The following is a 19,028-nucleotide window of genomic DNA, read 5'->3' on the forward strand; positions in this document are numbered from 1 at the left end:
ATGCTCGGCTACGTGCTGCGGCGCCTCGTCGCCGCCATCCCGGTCCTGGCGATCGTCGCGGTGCTGGTCTTCCTGATGCTGCGGCTCACCCCGGGCGACCCGGCGGCGGTGATCGCCGGGGACAACGCCTCGAGCGAGCAGATCGCCCAGGTCCGCAGCAAGCTCGGCCTCGACCAGCCGCTGCCGGCGCAGTTCGCGATCTGGATCGGCAACCTGGCCAAGGGCAATCTCGGCGAGTCGTTCTTCTTCAAGAAGAGCATCGGCGAATTGATCCTCGGGCGGATCGAACCGACCCTGTCGCTCGCCGCCGCCACGATGCTGATCGCAATCTGCGTCGCCATTCCTCTGGGCGTCGTCGCGGCCTACCGGCACGGCTCCTGGCTCGACCGGATCGTGATGGGCGTCTCGGTGCTCGGCTTCTCGGTGCCGGTCTTCGTGATCGGCTACCTGCTGATCTACGTCTTCGCGATCACGCTCGGCTGGTTCCCGGTCCAGGGCTACCAGCCGCTCGCGAGCGGGTTCGGAGGCTACCTGCACAGGCTGGTCCTGCCCGCGATGACCCTGTCGGTCGTCTATATCGCGCTCATCGCCCGCATGACCCGGGCGAGCGTGCTGGAAGTGCTGAACGAGGACTACATCCGCACCGCCCGGGCCAAGGGCCAGGTCGAGCGCAAGATCCTCTTCCGCCACGCGCTCAAGAACGCCGCGGTGCCGATCGTCACCGTGGTCGGCATCGGCATCGCGCTCCTGATCGGCGGGGTGGTGGTGACCGAGAGCGTGTTCGCGATTCCCGGCCTCGGCCGCCTCACGGTCGATGCAGTGCTGGCCCGCGACTACCCGACGATCCAGGCGCTGATCCTGCTGTTCTCGGGCGTCTACGTCCTCATCAACCTCCTGATCGACCTGACCTACAGCCTGTTCGACCCGAGGATCCGTCATTGAGTGCCGAGCCGAGCCTGCTGGCCCCCGCAGCCGCACTCCCGCCGCCCGGCCGGTCCCTGGCCGCGCGCCTCCTGCGCAACCCCGTCGTGGCCCTCGGCGCCGGCTTCCTGCTGCTGATGGCGCTGATCGGCGCCTGCGCGCCCTTCCTCGGCACCCTCGATCCGACCGCGATCAACCCGGCGACCCGCAACCGCCCGCCGGGCTTCGAGCGCACGATCCGGGCCGAGGACGGCAGCACGACGACCTTCCGTCACCGGATGGGCACGGACAGCCTCGGGCGCGACGTCTACAGCCGCGTGCTCTACGGCGCCCGGGTCTCGCTCTTGATCGCCGTCTCGGTGGCGGTGCTGTCGCTCGCCATCGGCCTCCTGCTCGGGCTGGTGGCCGGGTACATCCGTCCCCTCGACGGGCCGATCATGCGGCTGATGGACGGGCTGATGGCGATCCCCGGCATCCTGCTCGCCATCGCGGTGGTGTCGCTGTTCCGGGCCGGTCTCCCGGCGGTCATCGCCGCGATCATGGTGCCGGAGATCCCCCGGGTGGTGCGGCTGGTGCGCTCCATCGTGCTCTCGGTGCGGGAGGAACCCTATGTCGAGGCGGCGATCATGGCCGGCACCCGCCTGCCGCTCCTGATGGCGCGCCACATCCTGCCCAATACGATCGCGCCGCTGATCGTGCAGGGCACCTTCATCGCCGCCTCGGCGATCCTGGTCGAGGCGGTGCTCTCCTTCCTCGGCATCGGCATCCCGCCGGAGACGCCGAGCTGGGGCAACATCATGGCGGAGGGCCGCAACCTGTTCCGGGTCTACCCGCACAACATCCTGTATCCGGGGATCTTTCTGGGCCTGACGGTGCTCGCCGTGAACATGCTGGGCGACGGCCTGCGCGACACCCTCGATCCGAAGATGACCGGCCGATGAGCAGCGCTCCCGTCCTCGAGGTCGAGAACCTCGCCATCGCGCTCCCGGGCGGCGGCGACCGGCTGCGCGCCGTCGACGGCGTCTCCTTCACGGTCGCCCCCGGCGAGATCGTCTGCGTCGTCGGCGAATCGGGCTCGGGCAAGTCGGTCACCGCCTTCTCGGTGATGGGGCTGCTCGCCCGGGTGCTCAAGCCCGTCGCAGGGGCGATCCGGCTCCTCGGCGAGGACGTGCTGACGGCGAGCCCGCAGCGCCTCCGGGCCCTGCGCGGCGACCGGATGGCGATGATCTTCCAGGAGCCGATGACGGCGCTGAACCCGGTGCTGACCGTCGGCGACCAGATCGAGGAGGTCCTGCGCATCCACACCGACCTCGGGCCGAAAGAGCGCCGCGCCAAGGTGCTGGCGATGCTGGAGGCGATGCACCTGCCCGATCCGGAGCGGATGCACGCCTCCTACCCGCACCAGCTCTCCGGCGGCCAGCGCCAGCGGGTGATGATCGCCGCCGCCCTCATCCTCGACCCCGCCCTCCTCATCGCCGACGAGCCGACGACGGCCCTCGACGTCACGACGCAAGCCCAGATTCTGCGGCTGATCCGCGAGATGCAGGGGCGCCGCGGCACCGGCGTGCTGTTCATCACCCACGATTTCGGCGTGGTGGCGGAGATCGCCGACCGGGTGGTGGTGATGCAGAACGGCCGCATCGTCGAGCAGGGGCCGGCGACGCACGTCCTCGGGAATCCGCAACACCCCTACACCAAGATGCTGATCGCCGCGGTGCCGACGATGACGCCCGCGCGGCGGCCTCCGGTGACCGGAGCGCTGGCGCTGGAGACGGCGGGCCTCGCCAAGACCTATCGCAGCGGCGGCCTGTTCAAGAAAGCGCGCGAGGTCCACGCCGCCGCAGACGTGGCCTTGCGCATCCATCGCGGCGAGACGGTCGGCGTCGTCGGCGAGTCGGGCTCGGGCAAGTCCACGGTCGCGCGCTGCATCGCCCGGCTGATCGCCCCGAGCGCGGGGCAGATCATGGTCGCCGACCGCGACATCGCCCGCCTGCCCGAGCGGCGGCTGCGGCCGTTGCGGCAAAAAATCCAGGTGGTGTTCCAGGATCCGTTCCGCTCCCTCAACCCGCGCCGCACCGTCGGCGCCTCGATCGTCGAGGGGCCGGTGAATTTCGGGAGCGACCCGCAAGCCGCCACGGCGCGGGCGCGCGAGCTGATGGGCCTCGTCGGCCTCGATCCCGCGGCGCTCGCCCGCTACCCGCACCAGTTCTCCGGCGGCCAGCGCCAGCGCATCGCGCTCGCCCGCGCCCTCGCCATGGAGCCCGAGATCCTGATCGCCGACGAGGCGGTCTCGGCCCTCGACGTCTCGGTGCAGCGCCAGGTGCTGTCCCTCCTGGACGACGTGCAGCGGCGCTTCGACCTCGCGATCCTGTTCATCACCCACGACCTGCGGGTGGCGGCGCAGATCTGCGACCGGCTGATCGTGATGCAGCGCGGCCGGATCGTCGAGGAGGGTCCCACAGGGGAGGTCTTCGCCCGGCCGAGTGCGGCCTACACCCGGGCGCTGATCGAGGCGGCGCCGGGGCGGGACTTCGGGCGGGGGGCGGAGCCCCTCGCGGAGGCGGCCTCCGCGTGATGCCGTCACGTGATGATGAAGCGCGGGATCCCCTCTCCCGCACGGGAGAGGGGGACGCGCCTTGTCTTGAAACGACAGCTGTAACGAGAACAGGACCGATACGATGACCCTCGCCATGACGTGGGAGGAATGGGCGCAGCACGATGCCTGCGCGCTCGCCGCGCGGGTGCGCGCCGGGGAGGTGAGTGCGGCCGAACTCGCCGCCCAGGCGGCGGCCGGCGTGGCGCTGACGAACCCGGCGACGAGCGCGGTGGTCGAGCTGTTCGACGACGCGATCGCGGACCCGTCCCGGGACGGCACCGACCTCGACGGCGCCTTCGCGGGGGTGCCGTTCCTGATGAAGGATCTCGGGCCGACCCTGAAGGGGCGGCTCCAGGAGATGGGCTCGCTCCTGATGCGCGGCAACCGCGCGGCGAGCGACAGCCATCTCACGAGCCGGATGCGCCGGGCCGGCCTCAACCTCATCGGCCGCACCACCACGCCGGAATTCGGCGTGTGCAGCTCGGCGGAGAACCCGGCGGTCTACGTCACCCGCAACCCGTGGAACCTCGACTACACCACCTGCGGCTCCTCGGCCGGCTCCGCCGCCGCGGTCGCGTCGGGCGTGGTGCCGATGGCGCACGCCACCGACGGGGGAGGATCGATCCGCATCCCGGCCGGGGTGAACGGCAATCTCGGGCTGAAGCCCTCCCGCGGCGTGTTCTCGATCGCGCCCTACGGCTCGGATCTCACCAGCATCGTGTCGATCCAGGGCTGCCAGTCGCGGACCGTGCGCGACACCGCGACCTTCGTCGACCAATGCCGCGGCGGCGCGCCGGGCGAGTTCATGCCGTACTGGACCTCCCCTGAGCCCTACGCGACGCTGATCGGGCGCGATCCGGGCTCCTTGCGCATCGCCCTGTCGCACGAATGGGGCGATTACCGCGCCGTGCCCCACCACGTCGCCGAGCTGGAGCGGATCGGGCGCTTCCTCGAAGGCCTCGGCCACCATGTCGACTGGGCGTTGCCGGCGGTCGACATCCGGGCCGCCTTCCAGGCCCAGACCACCTGCTACATCACCAACTTCGCCCAGACCATCAACGGGCTGATCGACGCCAAGGGCCTCGAGCGCCCGCCGGAAGACCTCGTCGAGCCGATGAACATCCGGATCTGGGAGGCCGGTCGTCACGCGAGCTACGCCGAGCGCGCGGCGATGCAGGCGGCGTTCAACACCACCGCCCGGGGCTTCGGCGCCTTCTTCGAGGAATGGGACATCATCCTGACGCCGGTCACCGCCCTGCCGACGCCGCGGGTCGGCACGACCGAGTACCTGACGATCAGCGACAACCCGTCGGTCCATGACTGGTTCGAGAACCTGTGGCGCAACTTCGCCTATACGCCGCTCGCCAACCTGTGCGGCCTACCCGCCCTCTCGATGCCGCTGGCCTGGAACGAGCACGGCCTGCCGCTCGGCATCCAGGCCCAGGCGCGCCAGGGGGCGGACGGCCTGCTGCTCCAGCTCGCCGCGCAGGTGGAACGGGCGATCGGCGGGCAATGGAACGACGGGCGGCGGCCGGGGGTGCATGTGACGGCAGGGGGCTGACATGATCGGCCGACGGCTCGCGCCACCTCACCTGACGACCCGCACCCTCCCCTCCTCTCACCTCATCCTGAGGCTGAGGATAGGATAGGCCATCATTGTCACCGTGCGGACCTGGCGGCCGCGCGGAGGGCGGTGCCCGAACCCGTCGGGCACCGGTCGGACCACCGAGGAGAACCACCCGTGAAGCTCTTCATCGCCGCGCTCGGCACCGAGACCAATACCTTCTCGCCGATCCCGACCGGGCGCGCCGCCTTCCTGGACGACCTCTACGTCGAGACCGGCGCCTCCCGCCAGTCGGACCACTGGTTCGCCGGGCCGCTCCGGGTCTGGCGCGAGATGGGGGAGGCCGCCGGTTACGAGGTGGTGGAGAGCTTGGGTGCCTTCGCGCCGCCCGGCGGGCCGACGCGCCAGGACGTCTGGGTGGCCTTGCGCGACCGCATCCTCGCCGACCTGAGGAACGCCGGCCCGGTCGACATGGTCCTGTTCAACCTCCACGGCGCGATGATCGCCGACGCTGAAGATGATTGCGAAGGCGCGCTCGTCGTCGCGGCCCGGGAGATCGTCGGCGACAAGGTGACGATCGGGGTCGAGCTCGACCTGCATTGCCACCTGACCGACCGCATCGTCGCGGCCGCCGACATGCTGCTCACCTACAAGGAATACCCGCATATCGACGTCGACGACCGGGCGCGCGACCTCTTCCGTCTCTGCGAGGATGCGCGGGCCGGCCGGACCCGCCCGGTGATCGCGGTCGCGGATTGCCGGATGCTGGCGGTGTGGCGTACGCCCAACCCACCGACCCGCGGCTTCGTCGACCGGATGAGCGCGGCGGAGGGGCGGGACGGGATCCTGTCCCTGTCGCTGGCCCATGGCTTCCCCTGGGCCGACATCCCGGATGTCGGCGCCAAGGTGGTGGCGGTCGCCGACGGCGACTTAGGTCTTGCTCGGCGCACAGCCGAGGCGCTGGCCCGCGAACTCTGGGAATTACGGGACGCGACGACCGACCGGCTGCTGACCCTCGACGAGGCGGTGCAGGTGGCGCTCGCGCCTCCGGCGGGCGTGAGCGTGCTGGCCGACGTCTCCGACAATGCCGGGGCGGGATCGGCGAGCGATTCGACCTTCCTGCTGCGCGCCCTGGTCGAGGCCGGCGCGACGGCTTGCGCCATCGGCAGCATCTGGGATCCGGTCGCGGTCCGGCTCTGCCGCGAGGCCGGCGAGGGTGCGCGCTTAGCCCTGCGCATCGGCGGCAAGACCGGGCCGATGTCGGGCGATCCCATCGACCTCACGGTGCGCGTCGTCGGCATCGTGCCCGATGCGGTCCAGACCTACGGCAACGGCAAGCAGCCGATGGGCGATTGCGTGATGGTCGAGGCGGCGGGCCTGCACATCGTGCTCAACAGCTTGCGCACCCAGGTCTTCCAGCCGAGCGTGTTCGAGCAGTTCGGCGTGCGCCTGACCGACTACGCCACGGTGTTCGTCAAGTCGGCCCAGCACTTCAACGCCGGCTTCGCCCCGCGGGCCGACCGCATCCTCCATGTCGCCGTGCCCGGCAGCGCCAATCCCGACTTCGCCGCCTTGCGCCTGCCGAGGGCCGCCCGCCCGCTCTGGCCGATCGTCGCCGACCCGTTCTGACGGGCGGGGGGCTCACGCCGCGTCGAGGCAGCCCCCCTCCGCCTTCAGACCGGAGACGAGCCGCGTGAGTTGCGCCCTGACATGCGCCCGGATCTCCTCACCGGACGCGGTCGCGGCGCTCTCCAGGAATCCGACCATGCGACGTGCCTGAACCGTCATCGCGTTGACCCTTCTCGATATCGGGAAAAATATTACGCCTACGCCGTTGATACAGTACGGGAACGAATTTGCCTCATCACAATTCTGAACTCTCAATACAACAAATGAGAGACAAGTTCGATGTTCCAGCGTCCACCCCGTAGAGTGGCGGAGGTTTGTTGCGCCAGTATTGCGTGGATGATGGCCGAAAGGACCGGTCGCACGGAGCGGTTCACCCTCGTCGGACGAAGGGAGGCGGCCAGATGGTGGCCTATCAGAGCTTGGCATAGGTGAAGCGCAGGTCCCCAGGAATGCGGCGCGCGAGCCAGTCGGCGCACCGGCCGGCGTCGCGGCTGCCGGCCTGCCAGCGGTCGCGGATCGAGGAGGGCGAGAAGTCGAAGCTCTTGGCCGCGAGCTGATCGGCCTCGGCCTGGTAGACGAGGTGCAGGAGCGCGACGGCCGGCCCGTGCGGATCGAGCTTCTGGCGCAAGGCGTATTCCCGCTCCAGGCCCGCGATGGCGCGCCGGCCGGCGCTGGCGAAGATCAGGTCGTTCGCGCGCTCCAGGACGGCATCGAGGGAGGCTGGCCGGGGGGCATGGAGGCCGAACAGGTCGAAGGCGATGCAGAGCAGGTCCCGCGCCGGCTCGGCGGCGAAGATCGGATCGAGGGGCAGGTTGTTGGTATAGCCGGCGTCGCAGAGCAGGCGTCCGTCCACCTCCACCGGCGCGAAGGCCGGGATGATCGCGGTCGAGGCCAGGATGTGCTCGGGGCGGATCGTCTGGTGCGCGGTGTCGACGTAGACCTCCTCGCCGGTGGTGATGTCGACGCATCCGATCGTGACGCGGATGTCGCCCCGGTTCAGCCGCCCGAAATCGACGAGCCTCACCAGCGTGTCGAGCAGGGGCGAGTGGTCGAACAACGCCACGTCGTTCGGCACCCAGGGCAGCGCCGACCACAGGCCGGGCAGACGGTGCCGGAAGATGGTGGGGCGGCCCCAGGCCAGGGTCATCAGGGCGTGCAAGCCGTTATAGACCTGGCGCGGCTTGAGCCTCTCCGTGGCGCTCGGCGCGGTGTGCTGGGTCGCCTCATCCCAGAATTGCCGCAGCCGCTCGACCCGGTGCTCCGGCGCGTTGCCGGCGATGATGGCCGCCGTGACCGCGCCGATCGAGGCGCCGGCGATCCAGCCCGGCTGGATTCCGCGCGCCTGAAGCATCTCGTAGCCGCCGGCGTGATAGGCCCCGAGAGCATTGCCCCCGGCCAGCACGAGGGCGGTGTCGCGAGGCCGCGCGACCTGTGCGACGGCCGAAAGGGCGGGCGAGGCGGATTCGGTCATGCTGTCCGGAGAAGGAAGAGGCACAGGATCTCTCCTCTCCCCGCCCGCGGGGAGAGGAGAGAATCAGCGCATGGTCGGTTCGCGACTGGCGCCCTCATGGTGGATGAGGCAACGACCGCCTCGCCGCCTCGACCGGGGTCAACGGAGCGTCAGCGATCCACCGCCACCAGCCGCCCGCCCTCGTCCATCCGGCAGCGGACCCACTCGCCGTTGGAGAGGCTGCAGCCGGTCACTGCGTGGATGAACCCCCAGTGGCAGACGACCAGGGTATGGGCCCAATCGGGATCCCCGGCCATCCGGGCCCCGAAGGCGGTGGTGCGCGCGGCGAAGAGGTGGTCCGGCTCGTGATCCTCCTCGTCCTCGGCCTCGCGCCACCAGACCTCGTCGAGGTGGCTCAGGTCGAGATGGGGCCAGGCGCGGGCGAGGTCGGTCCGGCAGGTGCCGATGTCGCAGCTCGCCCCCCGGCGCTCGCGCACCGTCGGCGTGACCAGGACCGGCAGGTCGAGGCGGGACGCGACCGGGGCGGCGGTCTGGAGCGCGCGGGTGAGCGGCGAGCAGAGGATGCGCCGCACCCCTTCTCCCGCCAGGGTTCGGGAGGCGGCCTCCGCCTGCTCGTGGCCGAGCGGCGTCAGGGGCGCGTCGACGATGCCGGGATCGACGCCCGTGGCGTGGTGATGGAGGTTGAACTGGCTCTGGCCATGGCGAAGCAGGATCATGCCGGTCAAGGTAGGGCGCAGCCTCGATTTGGGCCCGTATGGGGGCTCGCGACTCGGAGCCGCGCCGCGAGGGGCGGAGCGAGCCAGGATTCCACCCGGTGCTCGGCGAGCCACACCAGCATCCCGGTAAGCCGGGCCGTCGCGCCCTCATGCGCGTCCCGGCCAGTCTGCCGGAACGCCGCATCGGCCACGCCCTGGACGAGCTCGCCCGCGGCGATCAGCGCGGCGTGGCGCGCGAGCCCGGGGCCGAGCCGACGTGCCGCGTCCACGGCGTCCAGATGGCGGGCGACCTCGTCATGGGGGTCGGCCCGGCGTCGAACGTCGCCGTAAACGAGCAGCGTCGGCCTCTCGATTCCCCGGATTGACTCTCCGCGATGCGGGACGGGCTGAAAGCCGTATCGCCCGACACGGGACGCAGCCCTCTCACGGCGCCACCGCCCGATCCGGCGAGTCCGCCGCCTCGCCCCCCGCCCCCGGACTCATCAACCCGCGCAGGGTCGCCGCCAGGTCGGCCATGCCGAGGCCCGCCTTCGGCAGGATGCGGTCGGCCCGGCCGGCGAGGCGGCGGCGATCCTCCGCGGTCACGTCCTTGGCGGTCAGCACGACGACCGGGATGTCGCGCCAGTCCGGCCGGTCGCGCAAGGCGCGCAGGAAGCCGAAGCCGTCCAGCTCCGGCATCATCAGGTCGAGGAGGATCAGGCCCGGCTTGCGCACGCCGACCGCCTCCAGGCCGGCGAGGCCGTTCTCGGCGCTCGCCACCCGCCAGCCCTCGCGGGTCAGCATGGTGGTCATGCGCTCGCGCACGTCCGGGTCGTCGTCGACCACCAGCACCGGCCCTTCGTGGATGGCGGGCCGGAAGCGCTCCATCGCCTCCTTGAGCGCCCCCCACTCGACCGGCTTGTGCAGGTAGTCGGTCGCGCCGAGCGAGAAGGCGAGGTTCTGCTCGTCGAGCACCGTGACCATGATCACCGGCGTCGTGCCGAAATCGGGATCGGCGCGCAGGGCCCGCAGCACCGCCCAGCCGTCCATGCGCGGCATCGTCACGTCGAGGAGGACGACTCGTGGGCGTAAGAGCCGCGCCTGCTCCAGGCCGGCGCGTCCGTCCGCGGCGGTGGCGACCGTGAACCCGTCGCGGCGCAGGAAGCGGGCGAGGAGATCCCGGGTCGCCGGATCGTCGTCGACGACGAGGACGAGGTTGGATCCGGTGTCAGGCGGCGCGCCGGTCGCTGCCGCGGCCTCGGGCACAATCTGGCCGGCGGGCTCGGCGGGGCTACGCTCCTCGTAGAGCGCCGGCAGCTCCAGGGTGAAGGTGGTACCCTCCCCGAGCCGGCTCGCCACGGAAATCTCGCCCCCGAGCATCTGCGCGAAGGCGCGGGTGATGGCGAGGCCGAGCCCCGTGCCGCCGAAGCGGCGGGTGGTCGAGGCGTCGGCCTGGGTGAAGCGCTGGAACAGCCGGGCCTGCTGCTCCTCGCTCATGCCGATGCCGGTATCGGTGACCGTGAAGACCAGCCAGTCGCCGCCCTCCCGGTGCTCCCGGGCGGCCTGGAGCGTGACGGTGCCGCCTTCGGTGAACTTGGCGGCGTTGCTCAGGAGGTTGATCAGGCACTGACGGAGCTTCGTCGCGTCGGTATGCGCCCGCCCCAGGTCGTCGCCGAGGGTCAGGTTCAGGGTATTGCCCTTCTTCTCCACCAGGGCGTCGACCGTGGTGGCGACCTCCCGGACGGTCTCGGCGACGTCGAGATCCTCGGCGAAGACCTCCATCCGCTCGGCCTCGATCTTCGAGAGGTCGAGCACGTCGTTGATGAGGCCGAGCAGGTGGCGGGCATTCGCCTCGATCTTGCGCATGTCGGCGAGCAGGCTCTCCTCGCCGAGATCCTCCATCTCCTCCTGCAGCATCTCCGAATAGCCGATCACCGCCGAGAGCGGCGTGCGCAATTCGTGGCTCATATTGGCGAGGAACTGGCTCTTGGCGCGGTTGGCTTCCTCCGCCGCCTCCTTGGCGGCCTCCAGCGCCAGTTCCGCTTCCTTCCGGGCGGTGACGTCGGCATGTGCGCCGACCCATTCGCGCACGCGCCCGTCCTCCTCCAGGATCGGGACGGCGCGCCCCTCCATGTGGCGCCAGACGCCGTCGTGGCGGCGCAAGCGGTGCTCGATGGCGTAGAGGGTGCGCGACGTGACCGCCCGCTCCCAGGCGTCCCGCGTCGCCTCCCGGTCGTCGGGATGGACGGCCTCCAGGAAGCCCTGGCCCGCGGCCTCGGCCGGCGCCTGGCCGGTGAAGCGGGTCCATTCCGAGGTGGCCTGCCGGAAGGCGCCGTCCGGCGTGGTGGTCCAGACGATCGCCGAGGTCGCCTCGGTGAGGGAGCGGAACCGCTCCTCGCTGTCGACCAGGCGGCGCTCGGCCAGTTTTCCGAGGGTCACGTCGTCCATGACGATGCCGACGCCGTCGGCCCGCTCGCTCTCGGGGCCGCGGCTCCGGCGGCGCAAGGGGAAGAAGCTCGCCTCGAAGTGGCGGATCCCGCCCGGCGCGCTCGGGGCCGGCACCCCGACCTCGACATTGGCGGTGACGAGCCCGCGGTCGCGCGCCGCCGCGAGCTTCGGCCCGAGCTCGTCGCGCAAGGAGGGCAGGAGAGCCCAGATCGGCGCGCCGAGATCGGCGCCGAAGCCGCGCTCGCTCATGTTGCCGAGCGCCCGGTTCATGTGCTGGAGGTTCAAGTCGCGGTCGAGGAAGCCGAGGCCGACCGGCGCATTCTCCAAAACGCTCTCCAGCAGGTCGGCCATGCGCTGGCTCTCGCGGCGGCGCATCAGGGCGAGGCGTGCCAGAAGGCCGAACGCCGCGAGCGCACAGGCCAGCGTGACGAGGGGCAGGAGCGGCGAGCGCAGGGATTCGGCCTTGGCGAGGCGGCGCAGCTCGGCGGCCGCCTGGTCCTGGACGTCCCGCGTCAGGTCGCGCACGGCGTCCATGACGCGCTTGCCCTCCCCGGTCTGGATCAGCCTCAGGGCGGCCTCCTGGCCGCCAGACCGGCGCGCGGCGACGACCCGGGCGGCGTAATCGGTCTCGGCCGCGATCACGCTCCGGCGCCGATCCCGCACGGCCCGGTCCGGCGTGACGCCGTCGAGGGCGGCGAGCTCGCCGTCGATCCGGATCAGCGCCGCCTCGTAGGGTTCGAGGTAATCCTCGCGGCCGGTCAGGACGTAGCCGCGCTGGCCGGTCTCGAGGTCCTTCATGCTCGAGAGCACGCGCTCGCTCAGCGCCGTGACGCGCCCCAGCCGCTCGGCCTCGGTCCGGCTGCGGGCCCCCGCGACGGTGTTCCAGCCGCCGGCCGCGACCGCGACGGCGAGGAGGAGGAAGGCCAGCGGCGAACCCGGCAGGCGCCGGCCGGGGGCGAGGAAGCGCCAGCGATGGGTGGAGGCGGTCTTGCTGCTCATGTCACCTTGCTCTCGCGGCCCCGGTGGGATCCGCGTCGTCGCCTCTATGTCTCATGCAACGCCCGATCCCCGGCATCGCCCGCCATGCCGGCGCCGGTGCGGCGGAATTTTTCTCAGGCACAGCCTGGGACAGGAGCCGGAGCTCGCGCCCGAGCGCAAGGTCGAAAGGCCGGGGCAGGGCCCGGGTGTCGAAGACGGTGCGCGAAAGCCGCACAGGGTGAAACATTGCCGTCCGTCGCACGTCACCCCGGGGCCGGGGAACTCAGGAGGGGTATGATGCGACACAAGCCGCTGCGCGAGCAGGTCATCGTGGTCACGGGCGCGTCGAGCGGGATCGGGCTCGCCACCGTCCGCATGGCGGCGGAAAACGGCGCCCGGGTGGTGCTGGCCGCCCGCAGCGGCGACGTGCTCGCCCGGCTGGCCGCGGAGATCGGCGCACGGGCCGTCGCCGTCACCGCCGATGTCGGGGATCGGACGCAGGTCGAGGCGATCGCCGACACGGCCGTCGCGACGTTCGGCGGCTTCGACACCTGGGTCAACGTGGCGGGCCTCACCGTCTACGGACCCCTGCGCGAGATCACCCAGGAGGACCATGAGCGGCTCATCCGCACCAATTTCTGGGGCACGGTGAACGGCTCGCTCGTCGCCGCCGAGCACCTGCGCCGGCGTGGCGGGGCCTTGATCAATGTCGGCAGCGTCGCCTCCGACCTCGCCTTCCCGTTCCAGGGCCTCTACGCCGCCTCCAAGCACGCGGTGAAGGGATTCACCGACACGCTGCGCATGGAGCTGATCGCCGAGGGCGCCCCGGTCTCGGTCACGCTGGTGAAGCCCGCTTCCGTCGACACGCCGCTGCCGAACCGGGCCCGCAACTACATGGACCGCCAGCCGACCCTGCCGCCGCCGATCTATCCGCCCGAGGAGGTGGCGAACGCCATCCTGCACGCCGCCGTGCACCCGCAGCGCGACATCTTCGTCGGCGGCGGCGGCAAGCTGTTCGTGATGGGCAAGGACTTCGCGCCCGGCGCCTATGACGAGCTGGCCCCCGCCATCATCGCGCTGCAGAAGCGCGCCGAGCCGCCCCGCGACCCGGCCGGCGCCCTCCACGCCCCGGTGCGGGCCGGAGAGGAGCGCGGCGACCCGCCGGTCTACGTCATGCGCACCAGCGCCTATACGCGGGCGAGCCTGCACCCGCTGGCGAGCGCCGGCGTCGCCGCGGGGCTGGCCGCGACGGCGGCCCTGCTGCTCGGGGGGCTGGCGGTCGGGCGGCGGCGGCTGTGAGCGCCTATCGCGACCGCCCCTGCCCCGCATCGAGGACCCGCCCCCGCGTCTCCGGCAGCAACCACGCCGCCGCCGTGCCGATCAGGCTGAAGGCGGCGAGGTAGTAGGCCGGCGCCATCCGGTCGCCCGTCGCGGTGATCAGCCAGTTGATGACGTAGTTGGTGCTGCCGCCGAACACCGACACCGCGAGCGCGTACACGATGGCGAGGCCGGAACTGCGCACCGCCCGCGGCAGCGATTCCGGGATGCCCACGATGACCGCCGCCGCGTTGATCGAGGACAGCGCCGACAGCAGGAAGGTCACGGCGTAGACCGCCAGCGGGCTGGGGTCCCGCAGGAGCCAGGCGAAGGCCGGCACCGCCAGGACCAGCACCAGGGCGCGAGGCCAGATCATCACCGGGCGCCGGCCGTAGCGGTCGGCGAGGAATCCACCCAGCAACGGGAAGGCCACCGAGGCGAGGCCGAGCGCGATCGGCACCGCGGTCGCGGCGGTCTCGGAGAGGCCGAGCGTCGCGCCGGCATAGACCGGCATGTTGGTGCCGACGGCGTTCGAGACCGTCGAGGCGGCGACGACCAGGAAGGTCAGCCCGAGCAGGCGGCCATGCTCGCGCAGCAGCCGGCCGATCACCGCCCCGGTCGAGGATGCGGCGTCCGGCTCCCGGGCGATGCCCCCGGTCTCCGGCAGGTGGCTGCGGATGACGAGGCCGACCGGCACCACGGCGAGGCCGACCAGGAACATCACCCGCCAGCCCCAGGCCGCCATGGCGGCATCGCCGAGCGTGAGCGCGAGCGCCGTCGCCAGCAGGCCGGCGAACAGGGCCGCGCAGCCCTGGCTGGCGATCTGCCAGCTGGTGACGAAGCCGCGATGCTTCGCCGGCGCCGCCTCCAGCAGGTAGGCGGTCGAGGGGCCGACCTCGCCGCCGAGCGCCAGGCCCTGGATCAGCCGGGCGACGATGACGATCCCCTGCGCCCACCCCCCGATCTGCGTGGTGCCCGGGCAGGCGGCGAGCATCAGCATGCCGAGCGCCATCAGCACGATCGTGACCAGCATGGCGGGCTTGCGCCCGGACCGGTCGGCCAGCGCCCCGATCAGGGCGCCGCCGATCGGCCGCATGACGTAGCCGGCCCCGAACAGGGCGAGCGAGGCGAGCAGGCTGTGGCTCGCGTCGGAGGCGGGGAAGAACGCCTCGCCGATCGCCTTGGCGAAGAAGGCGTAGACGGTGAAGTCGTAGAATTCGAGGGCGTTGCCGAGCACCACGGCGCCGACCGCCTTGCGGTCGAGGCCGGGGCGGACAGGATTGCGCGCATCCATGCCGGGATGTCAGCGGCCCGGTTCGCGCTTGAGGCCGCCGGTCACCGGCTCGGCCCCCGCCGCCACGGCCTCGTCGTAGCCGGAGAGCCAGCGCTCCCGGGCCTCGGTGCCCTCGGCATAGGGGCAGGCCTCGCGGGCGAGGCCCTTCCCGGGGGCGGCGCGGCCGAGGGCGTGGGCGTCGAGGTTGTCGGGCGGGGATTGCATCGGGTCTGCCGGGCTCCTGCGTCTCGCCTCCGATCTAGGGCGCGCCTCGGCAATCCGAAGCGCCTATGGCGTCGCTTGCGCGCCGTCCCGCGTGGCCGGCGGCGCGGGACGGGCCTATAGGCGTGAATCCCCTGAGACGGAGACGCCGCCGTGCCGCATTCCCCGCCCGCCCCGTCATCCCAAGAGGCCGGACCAGAGACCGGCACCAAGGCCGGGCGGCGCGCGGCCTTCCTCGCCGGGTGCCGGCCGGCGACGCGCCGGATCCACGCGCCGATCGTCGATCTCGCCGCGTCGCGCGGCCACCTCAATCCCCGCGGCCTCGGGCACGCCCGGGCCTTCTCCGATCTCGGCTCGCTCGGCCAGAGCAGCGTCGGCTTCGATACGCTCGGCGATTACGAGGCGGCCGACGCGGCGGGCCGCGCGCCTTGGGGCGGCGCCGAGTACGGTGTCGTCCAATCGCCGGAGGCCGACGCGGTCTGCGCGAAGTTCGCCCAGCTGCATGGCGGCGCCGGCGCGATCGTCTGCGCCTCCGGTCTCGCGGCGATCGCCACGATGCTCGACGCCTTCGCCCCGAAGGCCGTGCTGATCCCGGATGCCCTCTACTTCCCGGCCCGGCGCTACCTCTCGGAGACCGGCCGGGCCGCGCTGCTGACCTACCCGGCCGGCGCGTCGGGAGAGGAGGTCGGCGCCCGCATCCGGGAGGCGGGCCGGCATTTCGCGCCCGCCGACACGATGGTCTATCTCGAGGCGCCGGCGAGCGGCACCTTCGAGATCCCGGACATCGCCGGCATCGTCGCGGAAGCGACGCGGGCAGGCCTGCGGACCGCGATGGACAATACCTGGGCGAGCCACGTGCGCTTCCGGCCGCTGGAGCACGGCATCGGGATCGCGGTCCAGGCGACGACAAAGTACGAGGGCGGCTACGGCGATACGCCGAGCGGCATCGTGGTGGCCCGCGACAAGGCGGACATCGCCCGCCTGCGCCGCCAGCTCCGGATCAGCGGCCACGGCGCGGTGTCGCCCCAGACCTGCACCCGCCTGTTCCACCGGGTCGACAGCGCCAGGGACCGCCTGGACCGCCACGCGGCCAGCGCCGCGGCGCTGATGGCATGGTTCGAGGCTCAGCCCTTCACGGCCGAAACCTTGAGCCCGACCCGCGCAGGCAGCCCGTACCACGCCCGCTTCCGGCAGTATTTCGGCGCCGGCAACAGCCTGTTCACGGTCGCGTTCGACGAGGGCCTTCCGGTCGAGCGGGTCCACGCCTTCGTCGACGCATTGCTGTTGTTTCGCGTCGCCGAGAGCTGGGGCGGCCACGTCTCGCTGGTGCTGCCGGTCCATCCGCACCGCGATCCGGCGAGCTTGCCCGGGGAATCTCTGCCCAAGGGCGTGATGTTCCGCTTCAATGCCGGCCTTGAGGAGGCCGACGACCTGATCGCCGACCTCGCGCAAGCGTCACGCGGGACGCTTCTTTGAAGGCCTACGGGTAGCCGTAGCGGGCCTTGGCGGCGGCGAGCAGGCGCAGGGCCTCGCCGTCCCGGCCGGCCGCGCAGGCCGACGACGCGTTGGCGAGGTCGGCCGAGAAGCGCTTGCCGACCGGGGCGTTGAGGTTGCCGGTGGCGACGTCGCTGTCGACGACGGCTTGCGTGCGGGCGATGGCCGGGCCGCAGCCGGTGCCCGGGGGCAGCGCCCCGGCGGGGAGCGCCGCGACCGGGCCGAGCGACGCGGCGGGCGGAGCGGCCGGCTTCGACTGGCAGGCGGCGACGGCGAGGAGGGCCGCGAGGGCGAGTCCGGGCTTCCAATACGACACGGGAAAGCTCCACTTGGAATTGAGCATGTGCGGCCAAGCTTGTGGCAAGCACGGATGGGGCGGTCAATCACGGGGCGACGCTGCGTCCGCCGCGACTTGCCACCGCACCCTTGTCATCGATCATCGGGCCCGGTACACAGGCCACCCTCGCACCGGGTTCATCACCCTTCAGGAGACGCGAGCCGTGGCTCATGCCGGCTCCCCGCTGACGCTTCCGACGACCGCCCTTTCGGCGGCACGGTCGCGCGCGCTCCTTCTCGGCGGCCTTCTTCTCCTTATCAGCCCCTGAGGGCCGTCCGGGCGCGCGCCTGGGCCCTTGGGGGATCTGAGGACAGAGACACCTTATCCGACGCCGCGCCCGCGCGACCTGTTTCCCGGGCGAACCAGGATTCCAGACCATGACCGACCAGGCTGCCCGCTCCGCCATGTCCACCGCCATGTCCACTGCTGCCTCCGCCGAGCGCGTGCTGATCTTCGACACCACCCTGCGCGACGGCGAGCAATGCCCCGGCGCCACGATGACGCTGGAGGAGAAGCTGGCGGTGGCCGAGATGCTCGACACGATGGGTGTCGACATCATCGAGGCCGGCTTCCCGATCGCCTCCAACGGCGATTTCGAGGCGGTGGCGGAGATCGCCCGCCGCTCCAAGTCGGCGGTGATCGCGGGCCTCGCCCGGGCGATCCCGGCCGACATCGCGCGGGCCGGCGAGGCGGTGAAATTTGCCAAGCGCGGGCGCATCCACACCTTCGTGTCGACCTCGCCGATCCATCTGGCCCACCAGATGCGCAAGACCGAGGACGAGGTCCTGGAGATCATCCTGAAGACGGTGGCCCAGGCCCGCGACCTCGTCGAGGACGTCGAGTGGTCGGCCATGGACGCGACCCGCACGCCGATCGATTACCTGTGCCGCTGCGTGGAGGCAGCGATCCGGGTGGGCGCCACCACGATCAACCTGCCCGACACGGTCGGCTACGCCACGCCCGAGGAATACCGGGCGATGTTCCGCGCCGTGCGCGAGCGGGTGCCGAACGCCGACAAGGCGGTCTTCTCGGTCCACTGCCACAACGACTTGGGGCTGGCGGTGGCGAACTCGCTCGCCGGCATCGAGGGCGGCGCGCGCCAGATCGAGTGCACCATCAACGGCATCGGCGAGCGGGCCGGCAACGCGGCGCTGGAGGAGATCGTGATGGCGATCAAGACCCGCGCCGACGTGCTGCCCTATGCGACCGGCATCGACACCACCCAGCTCGTGCGTGCCTCGAAGCTGGTGGCCGGCGCCACCCACTTCCCGGTGCAGTACAACAAGGCGATCGTCGGCCGGAACGCCTTCGCCCACGAGAGCGGCATCCACCAGGACGGGATGCTGAAGAACCAGACCACCTACGAGATCATGACGCCGGAATCGGTCGGCGTGCACAAGACCTCGCTGGTGATGGGCAAGCATTCGGGCCGGGCCGCCTTCCGCTCCAAGCTCGACGACATGGGCTATCGCCTGTCCGACAACCAGTTCCAGGACGCGTTCGAGCGGTTCAAGGCGCTGGCCGACCGCAAGAAGCATGTCTACGACGAGGACATCGAGGCCCTCGTCGACGAGAACCTGGCCACTGCCCACGACCGCATCCGGCTGGTCTCGCTGACCGTGGTCGCCGGCACCCGCGGCCCGCAGCGGGCGACCATGAAGCTCGCCATCGAGGACCGCATCGTCACCGAGGAGGTCGACGGCAACGGCCCGGTCGACGCGGTGTTCAACGCCATCCAGGCCCTGGTGCCGCACGAGGCCGCCCTGGAGCTCTACGACGTCCACGCGGTGACGGGCGGCAGCGACGCCCAGGCCGAGGTCTCGGTGCGCCTGCGCCAGGACGACCGCATCGTCACCGCCCGCGGCGCCGACCCGGACACCCTGGTCGCCTCGGCCAAGGCCTATCTCGCCGCGCTGAACAAGCTGATGGCCGGCGCCAGCCGCCTGCACGCCCAGCACGCCCAGCACGCTGCCGCCGAGTAGACCGGACCCCGTCGGGAGCCAGCCGGCAAAAAATCGACGGGTCGGCGGGATCGGGGCTGGACAGCCCGCCGCCGGCCCATTAAACGACCCTCACCGCCGGG

General features: G+C 71.6%; 16 protein-coding genes. 8 read left to right on the forward strand and 8 right to left on the reverse strand.

Features of this window, described 5'->3' with window-relative positions:
- The 5 genes from DA075_RS29345 to DA075_RS29365 all read left to right on the forward strand — a co-directional run bounded on the left by DA075_RS29345 (position 1) and on the right by DA075_RS29365 (position 6,710).
- Entirely contained in the window at positions 1-942 is a 942-nt protein-coding gene (locus tag DA075_RS29345) for an ABC transporter permease (RefSeq protein ID WP_099956192.1), read from the forward strand.
- Positions 939-1,862, forward strand: a complete 924-nt coding sequence (locus tag DA075_RS29350) for an ABC transporter permease (RefSeq protein ID WP_244936434.1) — start codon at positions 939-941, stop codon at positions 1,860-1,862. The genes DA075_RS29345 and DA075_RS29350 overlap by 4 nt, the downstream gene beginning before the upstream one ends.
- Complete coding sequence (locus DA075_RS29355) at positions 1,859-3,496, forward strand: ABC transporter ATP-binding protein (RefSeq protein ID WP_099956193.1); 1,638 nt, start codon at positions 1,859-1,861, stop codon at positions 3,494-3,496. The genes DA075_RS29350 and DA075_RS29355 overlap by 4 nt, the downstream gene beginning before the upstream one ends.
- A gap of 103 nt (positions 3,497-3,599) precedes the next feature.
- The gene (locus DA075_RS29360) at positions 3,600-5,078 is read left to right on the forward strand and encodes an amidase (RefSeq protein ID WP_099956194.1); all 1,479 of its coding nucleotides are present in this window, start codon (positions 3,600-3,602) and stop codon (positions 5,076-5,078) included.
- A gap of 180 nt (positions 5,079-5,258) precedes the next feature.
- A complete protein-coding gene (locus DA075_RS29365; protein ID WP_099956195.1) occupies positions 5,259-6,710 on the forward strand; it encodes a M81 family metallopeptidase in 1,452 nt (483 codons plus the stop codon).
- Positions 6,711-6,722: 12 nt separating this feature from the next.
- Here DA075_RS29365 and DA075_RS36840 read toward each other — a convergent pair whose 3' ends face one another.
- The 5 genes from DA075_RS36840 to DA075_RS29385 all read right to left on the reverse strand — a co-directional run bounded on the left by DA075_RS36840 (position 6,723) and on the right by DA075_RS29385 (position 12,323).
- Positions 6,723-6,869, reverse strand: coding sequence for a hypothetical protein (locus DA075_RS36840; protein WP_164712515.1), 147 nt, complete (start codon positions 6,867-6,869; stop codon positions 6,723-6,725).
- Positions 6,870-7,122: 253 nt separating this feature from the next.
- Complete coding sequence (locus DA075_RS29370) at positions 7,123-8,181, reverse strand: patatin-like phospholipase family protein (RefSeq protein WP_099956196.1); 1,059 nt, start codon at positions 8,179-8,181, stop codon at positions 7,123-7,125.
- A 149-nt stretch (positions 8,182-8,330) separates the two neighbouring features.
- Entirely contained in the window at positions 8,331-8,897 is a 567-nt protein-coding gene (locus tag DA075_RS29375) for a histidine phosphatase family protein (protein ID WP_099956197.1), read from the reverse strand.
- 5 nt (positions 8,898-8,902) lie between these two features.
- Positions 8,903-9,166 carry a hypothetical protein gene (locus DA075_RS36150; RefSeq protein WP_123834486.1) on the reverse strand — a complete coding sequence of 88 codons (264 nt, stop codon included), beginning with the start codon at positions 9,164-9,166 and terminating at the stop codon, positions 8,903-8,905.
- A 154-nt stretch (positions 9,167-9,320) separates the two neighbouring features.
- Complete coding sequence (locus DA075_RS29385; RefSeq protein WP_099956199.1) at positions 9,321-12,323, reverse strand: response regulator; 3,003 nt, start codon at positions 12,321-12,323, stop codon at positions 9,321-9,323.
- 276 nt (positions 12,324-12,599) lie between these two features.
- Between DA075_RS29385 and DA075_RS29390 the strand changes: the two genes are divergently transcribed.
- Positions 12,600-13,601, forward strand: a complete 1,002-nt coding sequence (locus DA075_RS29390; protein WP_099956879.1) for an SDR family oxidoreductase — start codon at positions 12,600-12,602, stop codon at positions 13,599-13,601.
- A gap of 4 nt (positions 13,602-13,605) precedes the next feature.
- Here DA075_RS29390 and DA075_RS29395 read toward each other — a convergent pair whose 3' ends face one another.
- Both DA075_RS29395 and DA075_RS29400 read right to left on the reverse strand, forming a co-directional pair.
- A complete protein-coding gene (locus DA075_RS29395; RefSeq protein ID WP_099956200.1) occupies positions 13,606-14,913 on the reverse strand; it encodes an MFS transporter in 1,308 nt (435 codons plus the stop codon).
- A 9-nt stretch (positions 14,914-14,922) separates the two neighbouring features.
- Positions 14,923-15,117, reverse strand: a complete 195-nt coding sequence (locus tag DA075_RS29400) for an Rmf/CrpP family protein (RefSeq protein ID WP_099956201.1) — start codon at positions 15,115-15,117, stop codon at positions 14,923-14,925.
- A gap of 150 nt (positions 15,118-15,267) precedes the next feature.
- Here DA075_RS29400 and DA075_RS29405 point away from each other — a divergent pair, with 150 nt between their 5' ends.
- Positions 15,268-16,590, forward strand: coding sequence for a PLP-dependent transferase (locus tag DA075_RS29405; protein WP_099956202.1), 1,323 nt, complete (start codon positions 15,268-15,270; stop codon positions 16,588-16,590).
- Positions 16,591-16,594: 4 nt separating this feature from the next.
- On the opposite strand, the gene DA075_RS29410 is transcribed toward DA075_RS29405, so the two are convergent.
- On the reverse strand, positions 16,595-16,924 hold the full coding sequence (locus DA075_RS29410; RefSeq protein ID WP_232387030.1) for a hypothetical protein: 330 nt from the start codon (positions 16,922-16,924) through the stop codon (positions 16,595-16,597).
- A gap of 425 nt (positions 16,925-17,349) precedes the next feature.
- Between DA075_RS29410 and DA075_RS29415 the strand changes: the two genes are divergently transcribed.
- Positions 17,350-18,927, forward strand: a complete 1,578-nt coding sequence (locus DA075_RS29415) for a 2-isopropylmalate synthase (protein ID WP_414468189.1) — start codon at positions 17,350-17,352, stop codon at positions 18,925-18,927.
- Positions 18,928-19,028: the final 101 nt, after the last annotated feature.

The organism is Methylobacterium currus (assembly GCF_003058325.1).
Taxonomy (GTDB): Bacteria; Pseudomonadota; Alphaproteobacteria; order Rhizobiales; family Beijerinckiaceae; genus Methylobacterium; species Methylobacterium currus.